Genomic DNA, 17,002 nt, shown 5'->3' with positions numbered 1-17,002 from the left:
GTTTCTTCATTGATTTTCGTTGAATTTTATTTTATAAAAAGAAATGCTCCTCCAAGACGGAAGAGCATTTTTTATTGTGATTTTGATTCAGTTTCTGCAGACTCGGGGTGGAGTTCTTGGTAACTTGGAGCTTTGAAAAGGTCAGTACTGGTTTTACCTTGTCGTTGGCTAAAGAGGCTAGTTGACTGACTTCCCTTTTCCTGCTCAATCTTTTGCAGAATTGGTAAAGAATTGAGGTAAGAAATACTTTCTGTATCAACTTTTCCAAGATGATCTGCTTGGTAGAAACGTATCAAATCACCAGTTTGAATTTGGTCGCTGATTTTTAGCTGTTGGCTGGCTGCCTGCCGAACGATTTCTAGTTCAGTCTGAGCTTGTTCATCAAGATTACTGATTTCAAGACCGCTCTCAGTATAGTAGGTTCGTCCGTCATAGCTAGTATATTTTGGTGTGACGAAGGAATTGGCAGTTCGAAAGGCAATGATTTCTTGATGATCTGGAGACAGAAGGTCTTGACCAACTTGAAGGAAGGAATTGGACTCAATACCAAGGAGGTGTTCGAGAGTCGGTAAGATATCGATTTGTCCACCGTAGGTATTGATGATTTGTCCTTTTTCATAGCCAGGCATGACCACCATAAAAGGCACTCGTTGCAACATGGCATTGTCGTAATTCGACCAGTTCTCAGAAGTCTTGCCAATTAAAGGAGCCAGGTCAGGATTGCGGGAGTTAGAAATTCCATAATGGTCTCCGTAGATGACGATGATGGATTTTTCATAGAGGCCACTTTCTTTGAGATAGTCAAAGAAGGACTTGATGGCACTATCCAGATAGTTAGCTGTTTGGAAGTAGCCGTTGATTGTTTCATCTTTGGTTTTAGCCAGTGGGAAACCAAGCTCATCGCCTGTCAGATTGCTAGCATAGGGATAGTGATTGGATACCGTGATATACTTAGCATAAAAAGGCTGCTGCAAGTGCTCTAGATATTGGATAGAATCTTTCATCATGATTTTATCATTTAAACCATATTGGAAAGAATTGCTACTGTCTTGCTTGGTAAAATAGGAAGCATCAAAGAAGCATTGGTAGCCCCATTGTTTGTAGGTTGTATTTCGGTTCCAGAAGGTCCCAATATTACCATGAAAGACTGCACTCGATTGATAGCCATTTTTTGATAGGATAAAAGGAGCTGCCTGCTGGGTATTGGTACCACCGTAATTGACCATAAAGGAACCTTGGTCAAGTCCAAACAAACCGGTCTCTAGCATGGTTTCCGCATCTGAGGTTTTACCAGCCTTGACTTGGTTAAAGATATTAGAAAAGGCTAAGGTTGATTGAGAATGGTAGAGGGAATTAAGGAAGGGAGTGACTTCATGCTCAGTTCCATCTATGTTGAGTTTATAGTCAAGAAGAAATTGCTGGAAGCTCTCCAAGTGGAGATAAATCACATTTTTTCCTTTGGCCAAGCCAAAATAGTCTGGATTGGGCTTAGCAGAATGTTCTTGAATATAATCTGTAATAGGTTGAAGATCAGTCTCAGAGGCCTTGGCACGTTCCTTGTTTGCACTGTAGGATTGGTTGGCGCTATAACCTAAAAAGGCTGGCAAACTAAGGGCACGAACAATATAATAATTAGAAAATCCTCGCGACAGGAGATCGGGACGCTCAATTTCAGCCAAGAAAAGGTTAGCTGAAAAGAGCAGGGCCGAGAGAGCAGTGATGGCAACACTGGAGCGGAATTTGAAAGGTCTCCTATCTAGCTGGATGATCTTTTTATAGAGAAGATAAGTCAGCAATGGGAAATCCATAAAATAGATGAAATCCCAAAAGCGCAGTAACTCTAGTTCCGCAGTACCAACAGACACCTTGCTGACCACTTTCATGGTATTAGCCGTGATAAAGTCGCTAAATTCTCGATAGTAAAAGACATTGGAATAGAGCCAAATGAATAAAAGGCTATAAATAGCTATGCTAAGACTGTAAAAGGCCTTGGTTGAGCGAGCATAGAGGGCTAGAGCCAGCAGGAGGAGTCCCAAGGGAAGGGGATTGAAAAAGGCGATAAAGGCAAGGTAACTCCCTTGCAGCTTGCCCAATTGAATATCTAAATTAAAGTCAACGGCATAGGCTAATAAGGTTTTGAGCCAATAGAGGATTAAAAGGGTTAGGACAAAACCCAGTCTGGTACCCATGGCTTTTTGGATTTTGTTAAAATTGATTCTCACACAATTACTTCCTAAGTTTTTATTAGTATTAGTATACCATTTTTTAAAACTAGAGTAAAAAAGCAAGGGTAGTTTCTTTTTTGAGAATTGTCACAAAATTTGCTATAATAGGGACTATGAATAAAATAAGAGTCAGCAAAAGGGTTGAAAAAAAGCTTTCAAAGGGACTAGTTTTACTAGAAGCCAGTGATCTTGCAGATGTTCATCTCAAGGATCAGGAAGTAGAAGTTCATAGTCAAGATGGAAACTTTCTTGGTACTGCCTACCTTTCTCAGCAAAACAAGGGCTTGGGCTGGTTTGTTAGCACAGACAAGGTGACCTTCAATCAAGCTTTCTTTGAAGCACTGTTTAGACAAGCTAAAGAAAAGAGAAAAGCCTACTATCAAGACGAATTGACAACTGCCTTTCGTCTCTTCAACCAAGAGGGGGATGGCTTTGGGGGTCTGACAGTGGACCTTTATGGCGACTATGCTGTCTTTTCTTGGTATAACTCTTATGTTTATCAGATTCGCAAGGTTATCTCAGAAGCCTTTAGACAGGTTTTTCCTGAGGTGTTAGGGACCTATGAGAAGATCCGCTTTAAGGGTTTGGACTATGAATCTGCCCATATTTATGGCCAAGAAGCACCTGATTTTTTCACTGTTCTGGAAAATGGTGTCTTGTATCAAGTCTTTATGAACGATGGCTTGATGACAGGGATTTTCCTAGACCAGCATGAAGTTCGCGGTAGTTTGGTGGATGGATTGGCTATGGGTAAATCCTTGCTCAACATGTTTTCTTATACAGCAGCCTTTTCAGTGGCTGCGGCCATGGGAGGAGCTAGCCAGACAACTTCGGTTGACCTAGCCAAACGTTCACGAGAATTGTCTCAAGCGCATTTTCAGGCCAATGGAATCAGCACAGACGACCATCGTTTTATAGTCATGGATGTCTTTGAGTATTTCAAGTATGCTAAGCGAAAAGGCTTGACTTACGATGTGATTGTCCTAGATCCGCCTAGCTTTGCTCGGAACAAAAAACAAACGTTCTCTGTGGCCAAGGATTATCACAAGTTGATATCCCAGAGTCTTGAGATTTTAAATCCGGGAGGGATTATCATTGCCAGTACTAATGCTGCCAATGTTTCCCGCCAGAAATTTATAGAACAAATTGATAAAGGCTTTGCAGGAAGAAGTTACCAGATTTTAAATAAATACGGTCTTTCAGCAGATTTTGCCTATAATAAAAAAGATGAAAGTAGTAATTACCTCAAGGTGATTAGTATGAAGGTTAGTAAATGAAATTAATCGTTTCAGTAATGCCAAGAAGTTTAGAGGAGGCCCAGGCTCTGGATGCCACGAGGTATCTGGATGCCGACATCATTGAATGGCGTGCCGACTATCTGCCTAAAGAAGCGATTTTGCAGGTGGCTCCAGCGATTTTTGAAAAATTTGCAGGTCGTGAATTGGTTTTCACGTTGCGAACTCGCTCTGAAGGGGGAGAAATCGACCTTTCTCCAGAAGAATATATTCATCTAATCAAGGAAGTGGCGCAACTCTATCAACCAGACTATATTGATTTTGAGTACTATAGCTACAAGGATGTTTTTGAGGAAATGCTGGACTTCCCAAATCTCATTTTGAGTTACCACAATTTCCAAGAAACACCTGAAAACATGATGGAAATTTTGTCAGAGTTGACGAGCCTAAATCCAAAACTTGTTAAGGTTGCGGTGATGGCTCACACGGAGCAGGATGTGCTAGACTTAATGAACTATACACGAGGCTTTAAAACCCTCAATCCTGAGCAGGAATATGTGACGATTTCTATGGGCAAGGTGGGCAAGGTCTCTCGTATCACTGCGGATGTGACAGGTTCGAGCTGGTCCTTTGCTAGTCTAGATGAGGCAAGTGCCCCAGGTCAAATTTCCTTAGCCAACATGAAAAAAATTCGGGAGATTTTGGATGAAGCTTGATGGCTATACACGTTTAGCTGCCGTTGTTGCCAATCCTATTAAGCATTCTATTTCCCCCTTTATCCACAATAGTGCCTTTGAGGCGACAGCTACCAATGGTGCTTACGTGGCTTGGGAGATTGAAGCGGGTGATTTGGAAGTCACAGTGGCTAATATACGTCGCTACCAGATGTTTGGAATTAACCTTTCTATGCCCTATAAGGAGCAGGTGATTCCTTATTTGGATGGGCTGAGCGATGAAGCGCGCTTGATTGGTGCGGTTAATACGGTTGTCAATGAGAATGGCAATTTAATTGGATATAATACAGATGGCAAGGGATTTTTTAAGAGCTTGCCTTCTTTTACAATTACAGGTAAGAAGATGACCCTGCTGGGTGCAGGTGGTGCGGCCAAATCAATCTTGGCACAGGCTATTTTGGATGGCGTCAGTCAGATTTTGGTCTTTGTTCGTTCCGTTTCTATGGAAAAAACAAGACCTTATTTAGACAAGTTACAGGAGCAGACAGGTTTTAAGGTGGACCTGTATGCTTTAGAAGATGTTCCTGAACTGCAAGCAAGGATTGCTGAGTCGGATTTACTGGTCAATGCAACTAGTGTAGGGATGGATGGTCAATCCTCTCCAGTTCCAGAAAGCATAGTCTTACCAGAAACTCTTTTAGTAGCAGATATCATTTACCAACCCTTTGAAACACCATTTTTGAAATGGGCTAGAAGTCAGGGGAATCCAGTTGTCAATGGTCTGGGAATGTTGCTCTATCAAGCTGCAGAAGCTTTTCAACTGTGGACAGGAAAGGAAATGCCAACAGAAGAGATTTGGCAGTCCTTAACAGAAAAATACCAATAAAGAAAAGGAGACTCTCCTATGAAAATCAGAATCGATATTCCTCATCATCCTTATGATATTCAGATTGAAAAAGGTTGTCTGGCTCAGGCTGGTCAATGGTTGCGAGAACTCTGGCAACCACAAAAGGTAGTCATTGTGACAGATAACCATGTAGCTTCTCTTTATGCAGAGAAGGTCAAGCTCAGCCTAGAAGATGCTGGTTTTCAGGTAGCTGTTTTTGACTTTTTAGAAGGTGAAGAAAGAAAGAATTTAACCACTGTCCAGAAAGTCTATGAATTTCTAGTTAAGCAGGGGTTGACTCGTAGCGATGGAATCGTGGCTCTCGGAGGTGGTGTCGTTGGGGACCTGGCTGGTTTTGTAGCCTCTACCTATATGCGGGGTATTCACTTTGTTCAGATTCCGACTAGCTTGACAGCCCAGGTGGATTCGTCTATCGGTGGAAAGACGGGTGTTAATACTCCATTTGCTAAGAATATGGTGGGGACCTTTGCCCAACCAGACGGGGTTCTGATTGACCCGCTTGTCCTTGAAACGCTCGGAAAAAGAGAGTTGATTGAAGGGATGGGTGAGGTTATCAAGTATGGCTTGATTGAGGACCCAGTACTTTGGGCTCTCTTGATGGAGCTAGATGGTACTGTAGAGAGCATTTTGGAACATGCAGAGACTTTGATTGAGCATTCTTGTCAGGTCAAGCGCAAGATGGTGGTTGAGGATGAGTTGGACAATGGTGTACGCCTTTACCTCAATTTTGGCCACACTATTGGCCATGCCATTGAAGCAACTGCCGGTTATGGTAAGGTCATGCATGGAGAAGCTGTGGCCATGGGCATGGTACAGATTTCCAAGGTTGCTGAGAAAAAGGGTCTCATGCCAGCTGGCATTACCCAGTCCATCACAGAAATGTGTCAGAAATTTGGCTTGCCTGTTGACTATGAAAGCTGGGATGTTGACAAGCTTTATCAGGCTTTGACTCATGATAAGAAAGCGCGTGGTAATACCTTGAAATTGATCTTGGTACCAGAGCTTGGTTCTGCAACCATCTACCCAGTTTCTCTGGAAGAGATGAAAGACTACTTGGTAAAATAAGGAGAGTGTATGAGATATTTAACTGCAGGAGAATCACACGGTCCCCGTCTGACGGCTATCATTGAAGGAATTCCAGCTGGACTTCCTTTGACAGCTGAGGACATCAATGAGGATTTGAAACGTCGTCAGGGTGGATACGGCCGCGGTGACCGTATGAAGATTGAGAGTGACCAGGTTGTCTTTACTTCGGGCGTTCGTCACGGGAAGACGACAGGGGCTCCCATTACCATGGATGTCATCAATAAGGACCACCAAAAATGGCTGGACATCATGTCTGCGGAGGACATTGAAGACCGCCTTAAAAGCAAACGAAAAATCACCCATCCTCGTCCAGGTCATGCCGACTTGGTAGGGGGCATCAAGTACCGTTTTGACGATTTGCGAAATTCTTTAGAGCGTTCATCTGCCCGTGAAACCACCATGCGGGTGGCAGTTGGTGCAGTAGCCAAACGCCTCTTGGCTGAGCTGAATATGGAGACTGCCAACCATGTTGTAGTATTTGGTGGCAAGGAAATCGATGTTCCTGAGAATCTCACAGTTGCTGAGATTAAGGAAAGAGCTGCCCAGTCTGAAGTTTCTATTGTCAACCAAGAAAGAGAACAGGAAATCAAGGATTATATTGACCAAATCAAACGTGACGGTGATACCATCGGTGGGGTTGTGGAGACAGTCGTTGGAGGTGTTCCAGTTGGTCTTGGTTCCTATGTCCAATGGGACAGAAAATTAGATGCCAGACTTGCCCAAGCAGTTGTCTCTATCAATGCCTTTAAAGGGGTGGAATTTGGTCTTGGCTTTGAAGCTGGTTATCGTAAAGGCAGCCAGGTCATGGATGAAATTCTCTGGTCTGAAGAAGACGGCTATACTCGCCGTACCAATAATCTAGGTGGCTTTGAAGGTGGTATGACCAATGGACAACCCATCGTTGTTCGAGGCGTGATGAAGCCCATTCCTACTCTCTACAAACCACTTATGAGTGTGGATATCGAAACCCATGAACCCTACAAGGCAACTGTGGAGAGAAGTGATCCGACTGCTCTTCCAGCTGCAGGTGTGGTCATGGAAGCCGTTGTGGCAACGGTTCTGGCACAAGAAATCCTTGAAAAATTCTCATCAGATAACCTAGAGGAATTAAAAGAAGCAGTGGCCAAACACCGAGACTATACAAAGAACTATTAAGGAGTTCCTATGGCAAAAACAGTCTATATCGCAGGTCTTGGTCTGATTGGTGCCTCCATGGCCCTAAGTATCAAACGCGATCATCCAGATTATAAAATTTTAGGTTATAATCGTAGTCAAGCTTCGAGAGATATCGCCTTGAAAGAAGGCATGATTGACCGTGCAACAGATGATTTTGCCAGTTTTGCTCCTTTGGCAGATATCATCATTCTCAGCTTGCCAATCAAACAAACCATTGCTTTCATTAAGGAATTGGCCAACTTGGATTTGAAAGAAGGCGTGATTATCTCAGATGCTGGTTCTACCAAGTCAGCCATTGTGGATGCAGCGGAGCAGTATTTGGCTGGCAAACCTGTTCGCTTTGTCGGAGCTCATCCCATGGCTGGTAGTCATAAGACAGGGGCTGCTTCTGCAGATGTCAATCTCTTTGAAAATGCCTATTATATCTTTACACCTTCGAGTCTGACAGGTCAGGACACGCTTGAGGAAATGAGGAACTTGCTTTCAGGTCTTCATGCTCGCTTTATCGAAATTGATGCCAAGGAGCATGATCAAGTGACTTCTCAGATTAGCCATTTTCCTCATATTCTGGCTTCTAGTCTCATGGAGCAGACCGCGGTCTATGCTCAAGAACATGAGATGGCAAGGCGCTTTGCGGCCGGTGGTTTTCGAGATATGACCCGAATTGCGGAAAGCGAACCAGGTATGTGGACCTCCATTCTCTTGTCCAATCGTGAGACTATTCTAGACCGCATTGAGGATTTCAAGGAACGGTTGGATCAGGTTGGTCAGGCTATCAGCAAGGGGGATGAGGAGCATATCTGGAACTTTTTCAACCAAGCGCGTGAACAACGCCAGGCCATGGAAATTCATAAGCGCGGAGGAGTAGATAGCTCATTTGACCTCTATGTAGACGTTCCCGATGAAGAAGATGTCATCTTGAGGATTTTGGAACTGCTACGTGGAACTTCCTTGGTCAATATTCACATCAATGAGGAAAACCGTGAAGATATTCACGGGATTCTACAAATTTCATTTAAAAATGCTCAAGACTTGGAACGAGCTGAGCATCTCATAACAGAAAACACCGATTACACAGTCGTCATCAAATAAGGAGAAAAATATGCCTAAAATAGAGCCTAGATTCATATTTGGTATTATCTTTATTTCTTTTATCTTACTTAGAGCTTACGCTGTTAAAAAAGATGTGAAAACTACTTCAGAAGCAAGTGTTGAGACAAAAAATGAACCATCCAAGAAAGAAATAAGTTCAGAGAAAAATAATTCAAAGTATGTAGACGATAGAATTATTAATGACTTTATCAATAGCTATAATCAACATTCTAATAGCCCATTAGAAAATATCAAAAAAGGAAATATAAAAATAAAATATTTCGCATCAGGCTACGGATATTACTTGGAACTTTTACATGCAAATGATACTGATCAAATCAATGTAACAATAAATCAGACAAATGAAAATAGTGAATCTGGTGTTGTAGGAATGAAAGAAGTATTTCATGATATTGTTAGAGCAATTGAATCGTCTTTATCTGATGATGAGATAAATAGTTATTTTGATAATCTTGTATCAAATGAAACTATAACAGATTCTAATTTAGGCTCTTTGAAGATAAAGTATATACCAGATAAGGAATTAAGTTATGGACATTCAAGAGGTCATATTGAAGTTATTGCACAATAATAAAGATCACAGAGTGACTATTAATTTTAAAAGAAATAAATAAGGAGAAAATTATGTCAAATATTTACGATAGTGCAAATGAACTTAGTCGCGGTCTACGCGAATTACCAGAATACAAGGCTGTCAAAGCAGCTAAAGATGCGATTTCAGCAGATGCTGAGGCAAGTAAAATCTTTATAGAATATGTTGCTTTTCAAGAGGAAATTCAAAGACTAGCGCAGACAGGTCAAATGCCAGATGCTTCCTTCCAAGCTAAGATGGAAGGCTTTGGCAAGCAGATTCAGGGGAACAGCCTCTTGTCAGAATTCTTTACTAAGCAACAACAATTGGCAATTTACCTTTCTGACATTGAAAAAATTGTTTTCGAACCAGTTTCAGAATTGCTAAAATAAGAAAATAACTATCATAAAGTCAGAAATTTTTAAGGAATTTCTGGCTTTTTATGATAAAATAGGTAAAAGTATTGCAAGTATGAGGTCTAGTATGAAACTAAAAACAAACATTAGCCACTTACATGGCAGTATCCGAGTTCCAGGTGACAAGTCTATCAGTCACCGTTCTATTATCTTTGGAAGTTTGGCTGAGGGTGAGACCAAGGTTTATGATATTCTGCGAGGTGAAGACGTTCTTTCGACCATGCAAGTCTTTCGTGACCTTGGTGTTGAGATTGAGGATAAAGATGAGGTTATTACCATTCAAGGTGTAGGTATGGATGGTTTAAAAGCTCCGCAAAATGCCCTTGATATGGGAAATTCTGGAACCTCGATTCGCCTGATTTCAGGTGTTCTTGCTGGTGCAGACTTTGAAGTAGAAATGTTTGGAGATGATAGTCTTTCCAAACGTCCTATGGACCGCGTGACTATTCCACTGAAAAAAATGGGTGTCAGTATTTCAGGGCAAACTGAGCGAGACCTGCCTCCCCTTCATTTAAAAGGGACGAAAAACCTAAGACCTATTCATTATGAATTGCCAATTGCCTCTGCCCAAGTCAAGTCAGCCTTGATGTTTGCGGCCTTGCAGGCTCAGGGGGAGTCTGTTATTATCGAAAAAGAGTGCACTCGTAATCATACGGAAGATATGTTACAACAATTTGGTGGTCATTTAAGTGTGGATGGCAAGAAAATCACAGTCCAAGGACCGCAAAAATTGTCAGGACAAAAGGTGGTTGTTCCAGGAGATATTTCCAGTGCAGCCTTTTGGTTAGTCGCAGGTTTGATTGTTCCAAATTCTCGTGTGGTGCTTAAGAATGTGGGCATCAACGAAACTCGTACAGGTATCATTGATGTCATTCGTGCCATGGGTGGAAAATTGGAAATAACTGAAATCGATCCAGTCTCTAAATCTGCTACTTTGACTGTTGAGTCTTCTGACTTGAAAGGAACAGAGATTGGTGGTGCTTTGATTCCACGCTTGATTGATGAATTGCCTGTTATCGCTCTACTTGCGACCCAAGCTCAAGGCGTAACAGTTATTAAGGATGCTGAGGAACTCAAGGTCAAGGAAACAGACCGCATTCGGGTTGTGGCAGACGCTTTAAATAGCATGGGTGCGGATATCACACCTACAGCAGATGGAATGATTATCAAAGGGGAGTCAGCACTTCACGGTGCTAGAGTCAATACTTTTGGTGACCACCGTATTGGCATGATGACAGCTATCGCAGCGCTTTTGGTAGCAGATGGAGAAGTGGAGCTTGACCGTGCTGAAGCCATCAATACCAGCTATCCTAGCTTCTTTGATGATTTGGAGAGCTTGATTCATGGCTAAGGTGTTATTAGGCTTTATGGGAGCTGGCAAATCCACTATTGCAAGAGGCTTGGACCCTAATTACCTTGATATGGATGCCCTGATAGAGAAGCGCTTAGGCATGTCCATTACGGAATTTTTCTCGGAAAAGGGAGAAGGAGCCTTTCGTCAGATAGAATCAGAAGTCCTAGCTGATTTACTACAAAGAGATCAAGTTGTGTCAACTGGTGGAGGAGTGGTTATTTCTCAGCGAAATTGTGACTTACTAAAGACAAATTCTGATAATATCTATCTGAAAGCTGATTTTGAAACCCTCTACCACCGTATCGCAGCTGATCAGGACAATCAGCGCCCGCTTTTTCTAAATAATAGTAAGGAAGAACTTGCAGCTATTTTCCAAGAAAGACAGGCTTGGTATGAGGAAGTGGCTAGTCGGGTTTTGGATGTGACTAAGCTAAGCCCAGAGGAAATTATAGAGGAACTGAGATGAAAATTGCTTATCTAGGTCCCAAGGGATCATTTTCACATCACGTTGTGCAGACAGCTTTTCCTCATGAGGAATTGCAGGCCTTTGCCAACATTACAGATGTTATCAAGGCTTATGAACAAGGCTTGGTGGACTATTCTGTGGTGCCAGTTGAAAATTCTATCGAGGGTAGTGTTCATGAAACCTTGGACTACCTTTTTCATCAGGCTCGCATTCAAGCAGTGGCAGAAATCGTTCAGCCTATTCATCAGCAGTTGATGGTGGTTACAGGCCATACTAAGATTGAAAAGATTTTTTCTCATCCACAGGCTTTGGCTCAAGGAAAGAAATTCATCGATGAACAATATCCAGAGGCCCAAATCGAGGTAACAGCTAGTACAGCTTATGCGGCCCGCTTTATTTCCGAACATCATGACCAGCCTTATGCAGCCATTGCACCAAGAAGTTCTGCAGAAGAATATGGTTTAGAACTGATTGCCGAGGATATTCAGGAAATGGAAGCTAATTTCACACGTTTCTGGGTTTTGGGAGCTGAAAAGCCTAGTATTCCCTTGCAAGCACAAACTGAGAAAATGAGTTTGGCCTTGACCTTACCTGACAACCTTCCAGGTGCACTTTATAAGGCCCTATCGACCTTTGCTTGGAGAGGAATTGACCTGACAAAAATTGAAAGTCGTCCACTCAAGACAGCGTTGGGCGAATACTTTTTCATTATCGATGTGGACTATACTGATAAGGACTTGGTCCACTTTGCCCAAAAAGAATTAGAAGCGATTGGAATCAAGTATAAAGTGCTGGGCGCCTATCCTATTTATCCAATATCAGACCATGGAAAGGAGAAAAGATGAATAAAGAAAATCCCTTAAGTCATCATGAGCAGCTGCGTTATGACTATCTCTTTAAGAACATTCATTACCTCAATGAGCGAGAAAAAAAAGAGTTTGCTTACCTGCAAGGTAAGTTAAATATGGCTGGCGGTAGTGGACCTTCACCAGAAATTCATAATGAAAATCATGATATGGAAGAGTCTTTCATGGAACCAGTCAATCAGTCTCCTCTTCCATCCTATGGTAACCGTAGTCGTGCAAAAAAATATCAGAAAAGTTATCCTCTTCCAAAGGTTAAGTCCAAAAAACGTAAGATTCGTTGGGGGCGCATTTTTGCAGGATTGCTTGCCCTTCTAGCCTGTGTCGGTTTTGGCATGATTTTTATGTTCCTAAAAGGTTATTCAAATGCGGATCCAACCAAACCTGCCAATGCTAAGGCAGCTCAAGTAGAAGTTTTTCATGGTCAAGATACCAAGGATGGGGTTAATATCTTGATTATGGGAACAGATGGACGGATTGGCCAAAATAGTGCTGAGACGAGAACGGACTCGATTATGGTTCTAAACGTTGGTGGCTCAGATAAAAAAATCAAGCTGGTCAGCTTTATGCGTGACAATTTGGTTTATATAGACGGTTATAGCCAAGTCATTAATGGTAGAAAGCAATCCGATAATAAGTTGAATGTGGCCTATGAACTAGGAGAGCAAGAAGGCCAAAAAGGGGCAGAAATGGTTCGCCAAGTATTGAAAGATAATTTTGACTTGGACATTAAGTACTACGCCTTGGTAGACTTCCAAGCCTTCGCAACTGCTATTGACACTCTCTTCCCTGACGGTGTAACGATTGATGCCAAATTCTCAACCTTAGAAGGTCAACCTTTAACCGAAGTTACCGTGGGAGATGACTTGCATGCTACAGAAACAGAGTCTCCAACCCAGACTATCAAAGTTGGGAAACAGCAGATGAACGGTTCGACCTTGCTCAATTATGCACGTTTCCGTGATGATGACGAAGGTGATTATGGTCGTACCAAGAGACAACAGCAAGTGTTGACAGCTGTTCTGCAGCAACTTAAGGATCCAACTAAACTCTTTACTGGATCAGAAGCACTCGGTAAGGTCTTTGGGATGACCTCTACGAATGTTCCTTATAGTTTCTTATTGACCAATGGTTTATCCTTCCTAGATGGAGCGCAAAATGGTATTGAGAGATTAACAGTTCCAGAACTAGGTGATTGGGTCGATGCCTATGATGTTTACGGAGGACAGGCACTCTTAGTAGACCAAAATAAATATCAAACCAAGCTATCTCAAATGGGAATGAGATAAGATAAGACAGAATTCCAAATAAAAAAACTATACTTTAAATATAAAATAACGCTCCTTGGACAATAGTCCCTTATCTCCAAAAAAAGCAACGGATTTACCGTTGCTTTTTTATATGGTTGCGATAGTCTTTGTAAAATAGAATTGCTTAATAAACCATTTAGAAAGGCTATCCCATGCATATTCACTATAACACAAATCAAACAACTTTACCACAAGATCATCTTGTCTTTACTATTGAAAAAGTGGTGAATACCTTGGAAGATTGTCACTTCCACGCCTTCTATCATGCCTTTGGTCGCCCGTCTTATCACCCTAAAATGCTTGTATCTACTCTTCTATTTTTCTATTTACAAGAGATTTTCTCTGGTCAAAAAATTGCCAATGAAGAATATACAAAGTATTCTGAAACAGATCCCTTGAAAATCAAAAATAAAGGAAAGAAACCATCGGTACCGTCCGTCAGATGATAGAAAACGAGACAGGATTGAAGGTTTACGTAGTTGAGAGTCCAGACAAATCTTTATGGTATACTATAAGTAAATCAGTACATGATATATTTGTAAGATAACATAAAGGAGATGTCATGAAGTCATTAAAAATTATAGGAATCATTTTAGCTAGTTTGTTGGTTATCGTAGGACTAAGCGTAGGAGGATATAAAGTAATGCAAAAAGTAGAACACGATGAGATGGTTAGAATTGTAGAGAGTGAGGAAGCGAAGCAAATTTTTAGAAATAGAATAAAGCGAATAGATCCTAAAGCATTTGAATCAGACGGAGTTATTAAAACTTATGCGATTAATTATGAATCTATTGCTTCCAATCCAATGGGAGGTATTATGGTTTCCATATATGTCAATGACAATAAGGATTATATTTTTAGTTTCACTCTAAATAAAAACTTTAATACGAAGAAGCTTACTAGTGAAGGTGGAGTAAATGATCCTACCATAACGAAAAAAGTAGAAGAGAGAGATAAAAATGACTGATACATATACTGAAAACCCATCGGTACAGTTCGTCAGGTGATAGAAAACGAGACAGGATTGAAGGTTTACGTAGTTGAGAGTCCAGACCGATCTTTATGGTATACTATAAGTAAATCAGTGCATGATATATTTGTAAAATAACATAAAGGAGATGTCATGAGGTTATTAAAAATTGTAGGAATCATTTTAGCTAGTTTATTAGTTATTGTTGGATTAAGCGTAGGAGGATACAAGGTGATGAAAAAAGTAGAACAAGACGAGATGGTGAGAATTGTAGAGAGCGAGGAAGTCAAAAAGATTATAGAAGATGATTTGAAAGAAATGGATCAATTTTATTTAACAAATAAAGGGAAAATAAAGTCTTATCAAATTGATGATAAATCCATCAATCATAGTCCAATGGGAGGGATCAAATTAAAAATTTATATAAATAATGACGAAGAATTATATGTATTTTTCACTATTAATAAAGATAAAAAAAGTGGAAAGTTAGTTAATGATGGCGGAGGAAACTCTGCTAAATTTGAGAAAATGATAACGGAGGGGAAAAGTGAGTAGACAGTATAGTGATTATGAAGGTCAAAAAATTGCTAATGAAGAGTATACAAGTTATTCTGAAAAAGATCCCATGAAAATCAAAAACGATAAAGGAAAGAAACCATCGGCACAGTTCGTCAGGTGATTGAAAACGAGACTGAATTGAAGGTTTACGTAGTTGAGAGTCCAGACCATTCTGAAGTGTCTGTTCTCTACGAAGGTTCTAAAGCGCCATTTGAAGAAGGATGGGAAGTGGATTGGATTGCAAATGATCTTCCCATGGCTCAGAGTATTTTGAAAGGTGAAGAAGGAGTTACCTCTCAGTTGAAGGCGGCGGCATCTATCTTAAATGATATAATGTTGGAATATCCAAACGCTAAAATCTCAGTTTATGGTCACTCCCTTGGTTCTATGAATGCCCAATACGCCCTAGCTAATGTTAGGGACATTTCACGTATTTCAGGAGCTTATATCTACCAAGGCCCGAATATCTATCCGGTCTTGACCAAAGAACAGCGGCAACGTGTGGATGCGATAAAGTATCGTATTCATAATTATGTTGATGATAAAGATTTGGTTCCTATAGGTTACCCTAAAAATAGAATGGATAGTGTCGGTGTTGTAGGGATGATGCATCATGTGGACTCTGCACAACAGGTAGATTTTGTATATTCTCAACACTTGTGGGGCGGTTATGTTTTTAATGAAGATGGTAGTCTTAAAATTAAGAATGATCGTTCATCGTTTGAAAAACGGTATTCATCTTTTTTGGATAAGGTTTCCAGTGACTTGTATGACTATGCAAAGGCTAAAGAGGCATTGGCTTCAGGCGGTTATACGAGTGGTGAGGAACTCTTTTTAGACTCCGAACATGCCTTAACGATTTCATCGGGATTGCATGAAGTCGCAAATGCTGGTCATGAAGAGATTTGTTCCATAGTTCATAAAGCTCACCAAGAAGCAGAGAAAATAGTAGCGAGCACTTATCACGTTCCCTTTGGTTTTATTTTATCACCTACAGAGGTGGCGATAGCCTATTCTGATGGAGGAGTATCTCGTACGACAATCGTAGATGATCTTGATCATTATTTCTATCCAAAAATCAAAAAATCAGAAAAACTAGCCGAAGATTTTCAAAGTTTAGAAAAGCAAATAGCAGATGGTGTCCAAAAAAATTGGAAGATGATAAAGAGTTAGCAGGGAATTTTAAAGAATGGATGAAAATCAAGTAATCTGGCAGGAATTAAGAACAAAGCAAAACCATTTAGATTTATTAGATGAACGCAATCGTTCTATTCGCCAACAAAGAGAAGAACAATTTGAAGACCTTCAGCAAAAACGGAACCAATTGTTGCATATGATGGAAAGAAAGTATCAGATGATGCAGCATTACCTAGGACAAGTGGACGTGGATACTACTGAGGAAAGAGCACGATTAAACAGAATAGCTTCGAACTTTAGCCAAGCAGTATCTATAGGATTTATAAGAAATCAGCGCGCTTTGGAACAAAGTATTGAAAAAGAAGAGATTGAGTATAGACGAGAACGACGAAAATTAGAAGAGGATATAGATACCTTACATCGTCGAAAGATGAAACTCGAACAAGAAAAAAGGAAGGGATAGCTTATGTTTGATGAAATGATTAATGCCTTCTTCTCAGGTGTGGATAATAATATGATTGAGATTCAGAAGGGCCTAGAACGTTTACTAATCAGTCATATCTATTCACCGATCAAATTGAATGAGCGTAATAATTTGATGTCAGATGGTGACTTCAAGATCAAAACAGAAGCGCTAGCAACAAAGACAGCATTAGGGATGATTTCTAGTCAACTCGATACAACGATGAAAGGAACTTATTCGACAAAGGTTGTTGAGACTTTGAAGACGAAAGAAAAAGATTATGATACGATTGTGTAGAGATGAATATTCTACAATGGGAATTAGATAGGAGACTAATACAGGAAAAATCAAGGTTCGAATCACCAGTAAAATAGTGGTTTGAACTCTAAATTCCCAAACTAAGTTCCACCGCTAGTAGAAGTGGAAGTTAGTCTTAAAAAAATTGTAAAAACCAGTGGAAATCCGTGTCAGGGTAAGT

Annotated in this window: 18 protein-coding genes and 1 pseudogene; 18 read left to right on the top strand and 1 reads right to left on the bottom strand. The window is 40.7% G+C overall.

Annotated features, from left to right (window positions below):
* Positions 1–71: 71 nt before the first annotated feature.
* On the bottom strand, positions 72–2,189 hold the full coding sequence (locus B7692_RS01565; RefSeq protein ID WP_192855462.1) for an LTA synthase family protein: 2,118 nt from the start codon (positions 2,187–2,189) through the stop codon (positions 72–74).
* A 149-nt stretch (positions 2,190–2,338) separates the two neighbouring features.
* Between B7692_RS01565 and B7692_RS01560 the strand changes: the two genes are divergently transcribed.
* The 18 genes and pseudogenes from B7692_RS01560 to B7692_RS01470 all read left to right on the top strand — a co-directional run bounded on the left by B7692_RS01560 (position 2,339) and on the right by B7692_RS01470 (position 16,821).
* Positions 2,339–3,502: a class I SAM-dependent rRNA methyltransferase gene (locus B7692_RS01560; protein WP_084929719.1), complete on the top strand. Its 1,164-nt coding sequence runs from the start codon at positions 2,339–2,341 to the stop codon at positions 3,500–3,502.
* A complete protein-coding gene (gene aroD / locus B7692_RS01555) occupies positions 3,499–4,176 on the top strand; it encodes a type I 3-dehydroquinate dehydratase (protein WP_000767758.1) in 678 nt (225 codons plus the stop codon). Before B7692_RS01560 ends, aroD begins: the two co-directional genes overlap by 4 nt.
* Positions 4,166–5,020, top strand: a complete 855-nt coding sequence (locus tag B7692_RS01550) for a shikimate dehydrogenase (RefSeq protein ID WP_084888503.1) — start codon at positions 4,166–4,168, stop codon at positions 5,018–5,020. The genes aroD and B7692_RS01550 overlap by 11 nt, the downstream gene beginning before the upstream one ends.
* An 18-nt stretch (positions 5,021–5,038) precedes the next feature.
* Positions 5,039–6,106 (top strand): 3-dehydroquinate synthase, encoded by a 1,068-nt coding sequence (gene aroB, locus B7692_RS01545; RefSeq protein WP_084888501.1) that lies wholly within the window; start codon positions 5,039–5,041, stop codon positions 6,104–6,106.
* A 9-nt stretch (positions 6,107–6,115) separates the two neighbouring features.
* Positions 6,116–7,282, top strand: coding sequence for a chorismate synthase (gene aroC / locus B7692_RS01540; RefSeq protein ID WP_084888499.1), 1,167 nt, complete (start codon positions 6,116–6,118; stop codon positions 7,280–7,282).
* Between the two features lie 9 nt (positions 7,283–7,291).
* Complete coding sequence (locus B7692_RS01535) at positions 7,292–8,395, top strand: prephenate dehydrogenase (protein WP_084929718.1); 1,104 nt, start codon at positions 7,292–7,294, stop codon at positions 8,393–8,395.
* Positions 8,396–8,405: 10 nt separating this feature from the next.
* Positions 8,406–8,987 (top strand): hypothetical protein, encoded by a 582-nt coding sequence (locus B7692_RS01530; RefSeq protein WP_084929717.1) that lies wholly within the window; start codon positions 8,406–8,408, stop codon positions 8,985–8,987.
* 53 nt (positions 8,988–9,040) lie between these two features.
* On the top strand, positions 9,041–9,379 hold the full coding sequence (locus B7692_RS01525) for a YlbF/YmcA family competence regulator (protein ID WP_084929716.1): 339 nt from the start codon (positions 9,041–9,043) through the stop codon (positions 9,377–9,379).
* A gap of 91 nt (positions 9,380–9,470) precedes the next feature.
* On the top strand, positions 9,471–10,754 hold the full coding sequence (aroA, locus tag B7692_RS01520; protein ID WP_084929715.1) for a 3-phosphoshikimate 1-carboxyvinyltransferase: 1,284 nt from the start codon (positions 9,471–9,473) through the stop codon (positions 10,752–10,754).
* Entirely contained in the window at positions 10,747–11,223 is a 477-nt protein-coding gene (locus B7692_RS01515; RefSeq protein ID WP_084929714.1) for a shikimate kinase, read from the top strand. The genes aroA and B7692_RS01515 overlap by 8 nt, the downstream gene beginning before the upstream one ends.
* A complete protein-coding gene (gene pheA / locus B7692_RS01510) occupies positions 11,220–12,068 on the top strand; it encodes a prephenate dehydratase (protein WP_084929713.1) in 849 nt (282 codons plus the stop codon). Before B7692_RS01515 ends, pheA begins: the two co-directional genes overlap by 4 nt.
* On the top strand, positions 12,065–13,375 hold the full coding sequence (locus B7692_RS01505; RefSeq protein WP_084929712.1) for an LCP family protein: 1,311 nt from the start codon (positions 12,065–12,067) through the stop codon (positions 13,373–13,375). Before pheA ends, B7692_RS01505 begins: the two co-directional genes overlap by 4 nt.
* A gap of 173 nt (positions 13,376–13,548) precedes the next feature.
* Positions 13,549–13,892, top strand: a pseudogene (locus B7692_RS01495) (transposase); the annotation flags it as partial.
* A 66-nt stretch (positions 13,893–13,958) separates the two neighbouring features.
* Positions 13,959–14,363, top strand: a complete 405-nt coding sequence (locus B7692_RS01490; RefSeq protein WP_084929711.1) for a DUF1310 family protein — start codon at positions 13,959–13,961, stop codon at positions 14,361–14,363.
* 156 nt (positions 14,364–14,519) lie between these two features.
* On the top strand, positions 14,520–14,921 hold the full coding sequence (locus B7692_RS01485; RefSeq protein ID WP_084929710.1) for a DUF1310 family protein: 402 nt from the start codon (positions 14,520–14,522) through the stop codon (positions 14,919–14,921).
* A 120-nt stretch (positions 14,922–15,041) separates the two neighbouring features.
* The gene (locus B7692_RS01480; RefSeq protein WP_239822361.1) at positions 15,042–16,097 is read left to right on the top strand and encodes an Mbeg1-like protein; all 1,056 of its coding nucleotides are present in this window, start codon (positions 15,042–15,044) and stop codon (positions 16,095–16,097) included.
* 16 nt (positions 16,098–16,113) lie between these two features.
* Positions 16,114–16,524, top strand: a complete 411-nt coding sequence (locus tag B7692_RS01475; protein ID WP_084929709.1) for a hypothetical protein — start codon at positions 16,114–16,116, stop codon at positions 16,522–16,524.
* A gap of 3 nt (positions 16,525–16,527) precedes the next feature.
* Positions 16,528–16,821 carry a hypothetical protein gene (locus B7692_RS01470; protein WP_084929708.1) on the top strand — a complete coding sequence of 98 codons (294 nt, stop codon included), beginning with the start codon at positions 16,528–16,530 and terminating at the stop codon, positions 16,819–16,821.
* Positions 16,822–17,002: the final 181 nt, after the last annotated feature.

This window comes from Streptococcus mitis (assembly GCF_002096925.1).
Lineage (GTDB): Bacteria > Bacillota > Bacilli > Lactobacillales > Streptococcaceae > Streptococcus > Streptococcus mitis_AF.
Note: the sequence above shows the minus strand (reverse complement) of the source record. Positions and strands in the feature narration are given on the sequence as shown.

Coding starts and splice junctions, on each gene's coding strand:
- B7692_RS01565 (WP_192855462.1), bottom strand. CDS start 2,189: ATGGGTACCAGACTGGGTTTTGTCCTAACCCTTTTAATCCTCTATTGG.
- B7692_RS01560 (WP_084929719.1), top strand. CDS start 2,339: ATGAATAAAATAAGAGTCAGCAAAAGGGTTGAAAAAAAGCTTTCAAAG.
- aroD (WP_000767758.1), top strand. CDS start 3,499: ATGAAATTAATCGTTTCAGTAATGCCAAGAAGTTTAGAGGAGGCCCAG.
- B7692_RS01550 (WP_084888503.1), top strand. CDS start 4,166: ATGAAGCTTGATGGCTATACACGTTTAGCTGCCGTTGTTGCCAATCCT.
- aroB (WP_084888501.1), top strand. CDS start 5,039: ATGAAAATCAGAATCGATATTCCTCATCATCCTTATGATATTCAGATT.
- aroC (WP_084888499.1), top strand. CDS start 6,116: ATGAGATATTTAACTGCAGGAGAATCACACGGTCCCCGTCTGACGGCT.
- B7692_RS01535 (WP_084929718.1), top strand. CDS start 7,292: ATGGCAAAAACAGTCTATATCGCAGGTCTTGGTCTGATTGGTGCCTCC.
- B7692_RS01530 (WP_084929717.1), top strand. CDS start 8,406: ATGCCTAAAATAGAGCCTAGATTCATATTTGGTATTATCTTTATTTCT.
- B7692_RS01525 (WP_084929716.1), top strand. CDS start 9,041: ATGTCAAATATTTACGATAGTGCAAATGAACTTAGTCGCGGTCTACGC.
- aroA (WP_084929715.1), top strand. CDS start 9,471: ATGAAACTAAAAACAAACATTAGCCACTTACATGGCAGTATCCGAGTT.
- B7692_RS01515 (WP_084929714.1), top strand. CDS start 10,747: ATGGCTAAGGTGTTATTAGGCTTTATGGGAGCTGGCAAATCCACTATT.
- pheA (WP_084929713.1), top strand. CDS start 11,220: ATGAAAATTGCTTATCTAGGTCCCAAGGGATCATTTTCACATCACGTT.
- B7692_RS01505 (WP_084929712.1), top strand. CDS start 12,065: ATGAATAAAGAAAATCCCTTAAGTCATCATGAGCAGCTGCGTTATGAC.
- B7692_RS01490 (WP_084929711.1), top strand. CDS start 13,959: ATGAAGTCATTAAAAATTATAGGAATCATTTTAGCTAGTTTGTTGGTT.
- B7692_RS01485 (WP_084929710.1), top strand. CDS start 14,520: ATGAGGTTATTAAAAATTGTAGGAATCATTTTAGCTAGTTTATTAGTT.
- B7692_RS01475 (WP_084929709.1), top strand. CDS start 16,114: ATGGATGAAAATCAAGTAATCTGGCAGGAATTAAGAACAAAGCAAAAC.
- B7692_RS01470 (WP_084929708.1), top strand. CDS start 16,528: ATGTTTGATGAAATGATTAATGCCTTCTTCTCAGGTGTGGATAATAAT.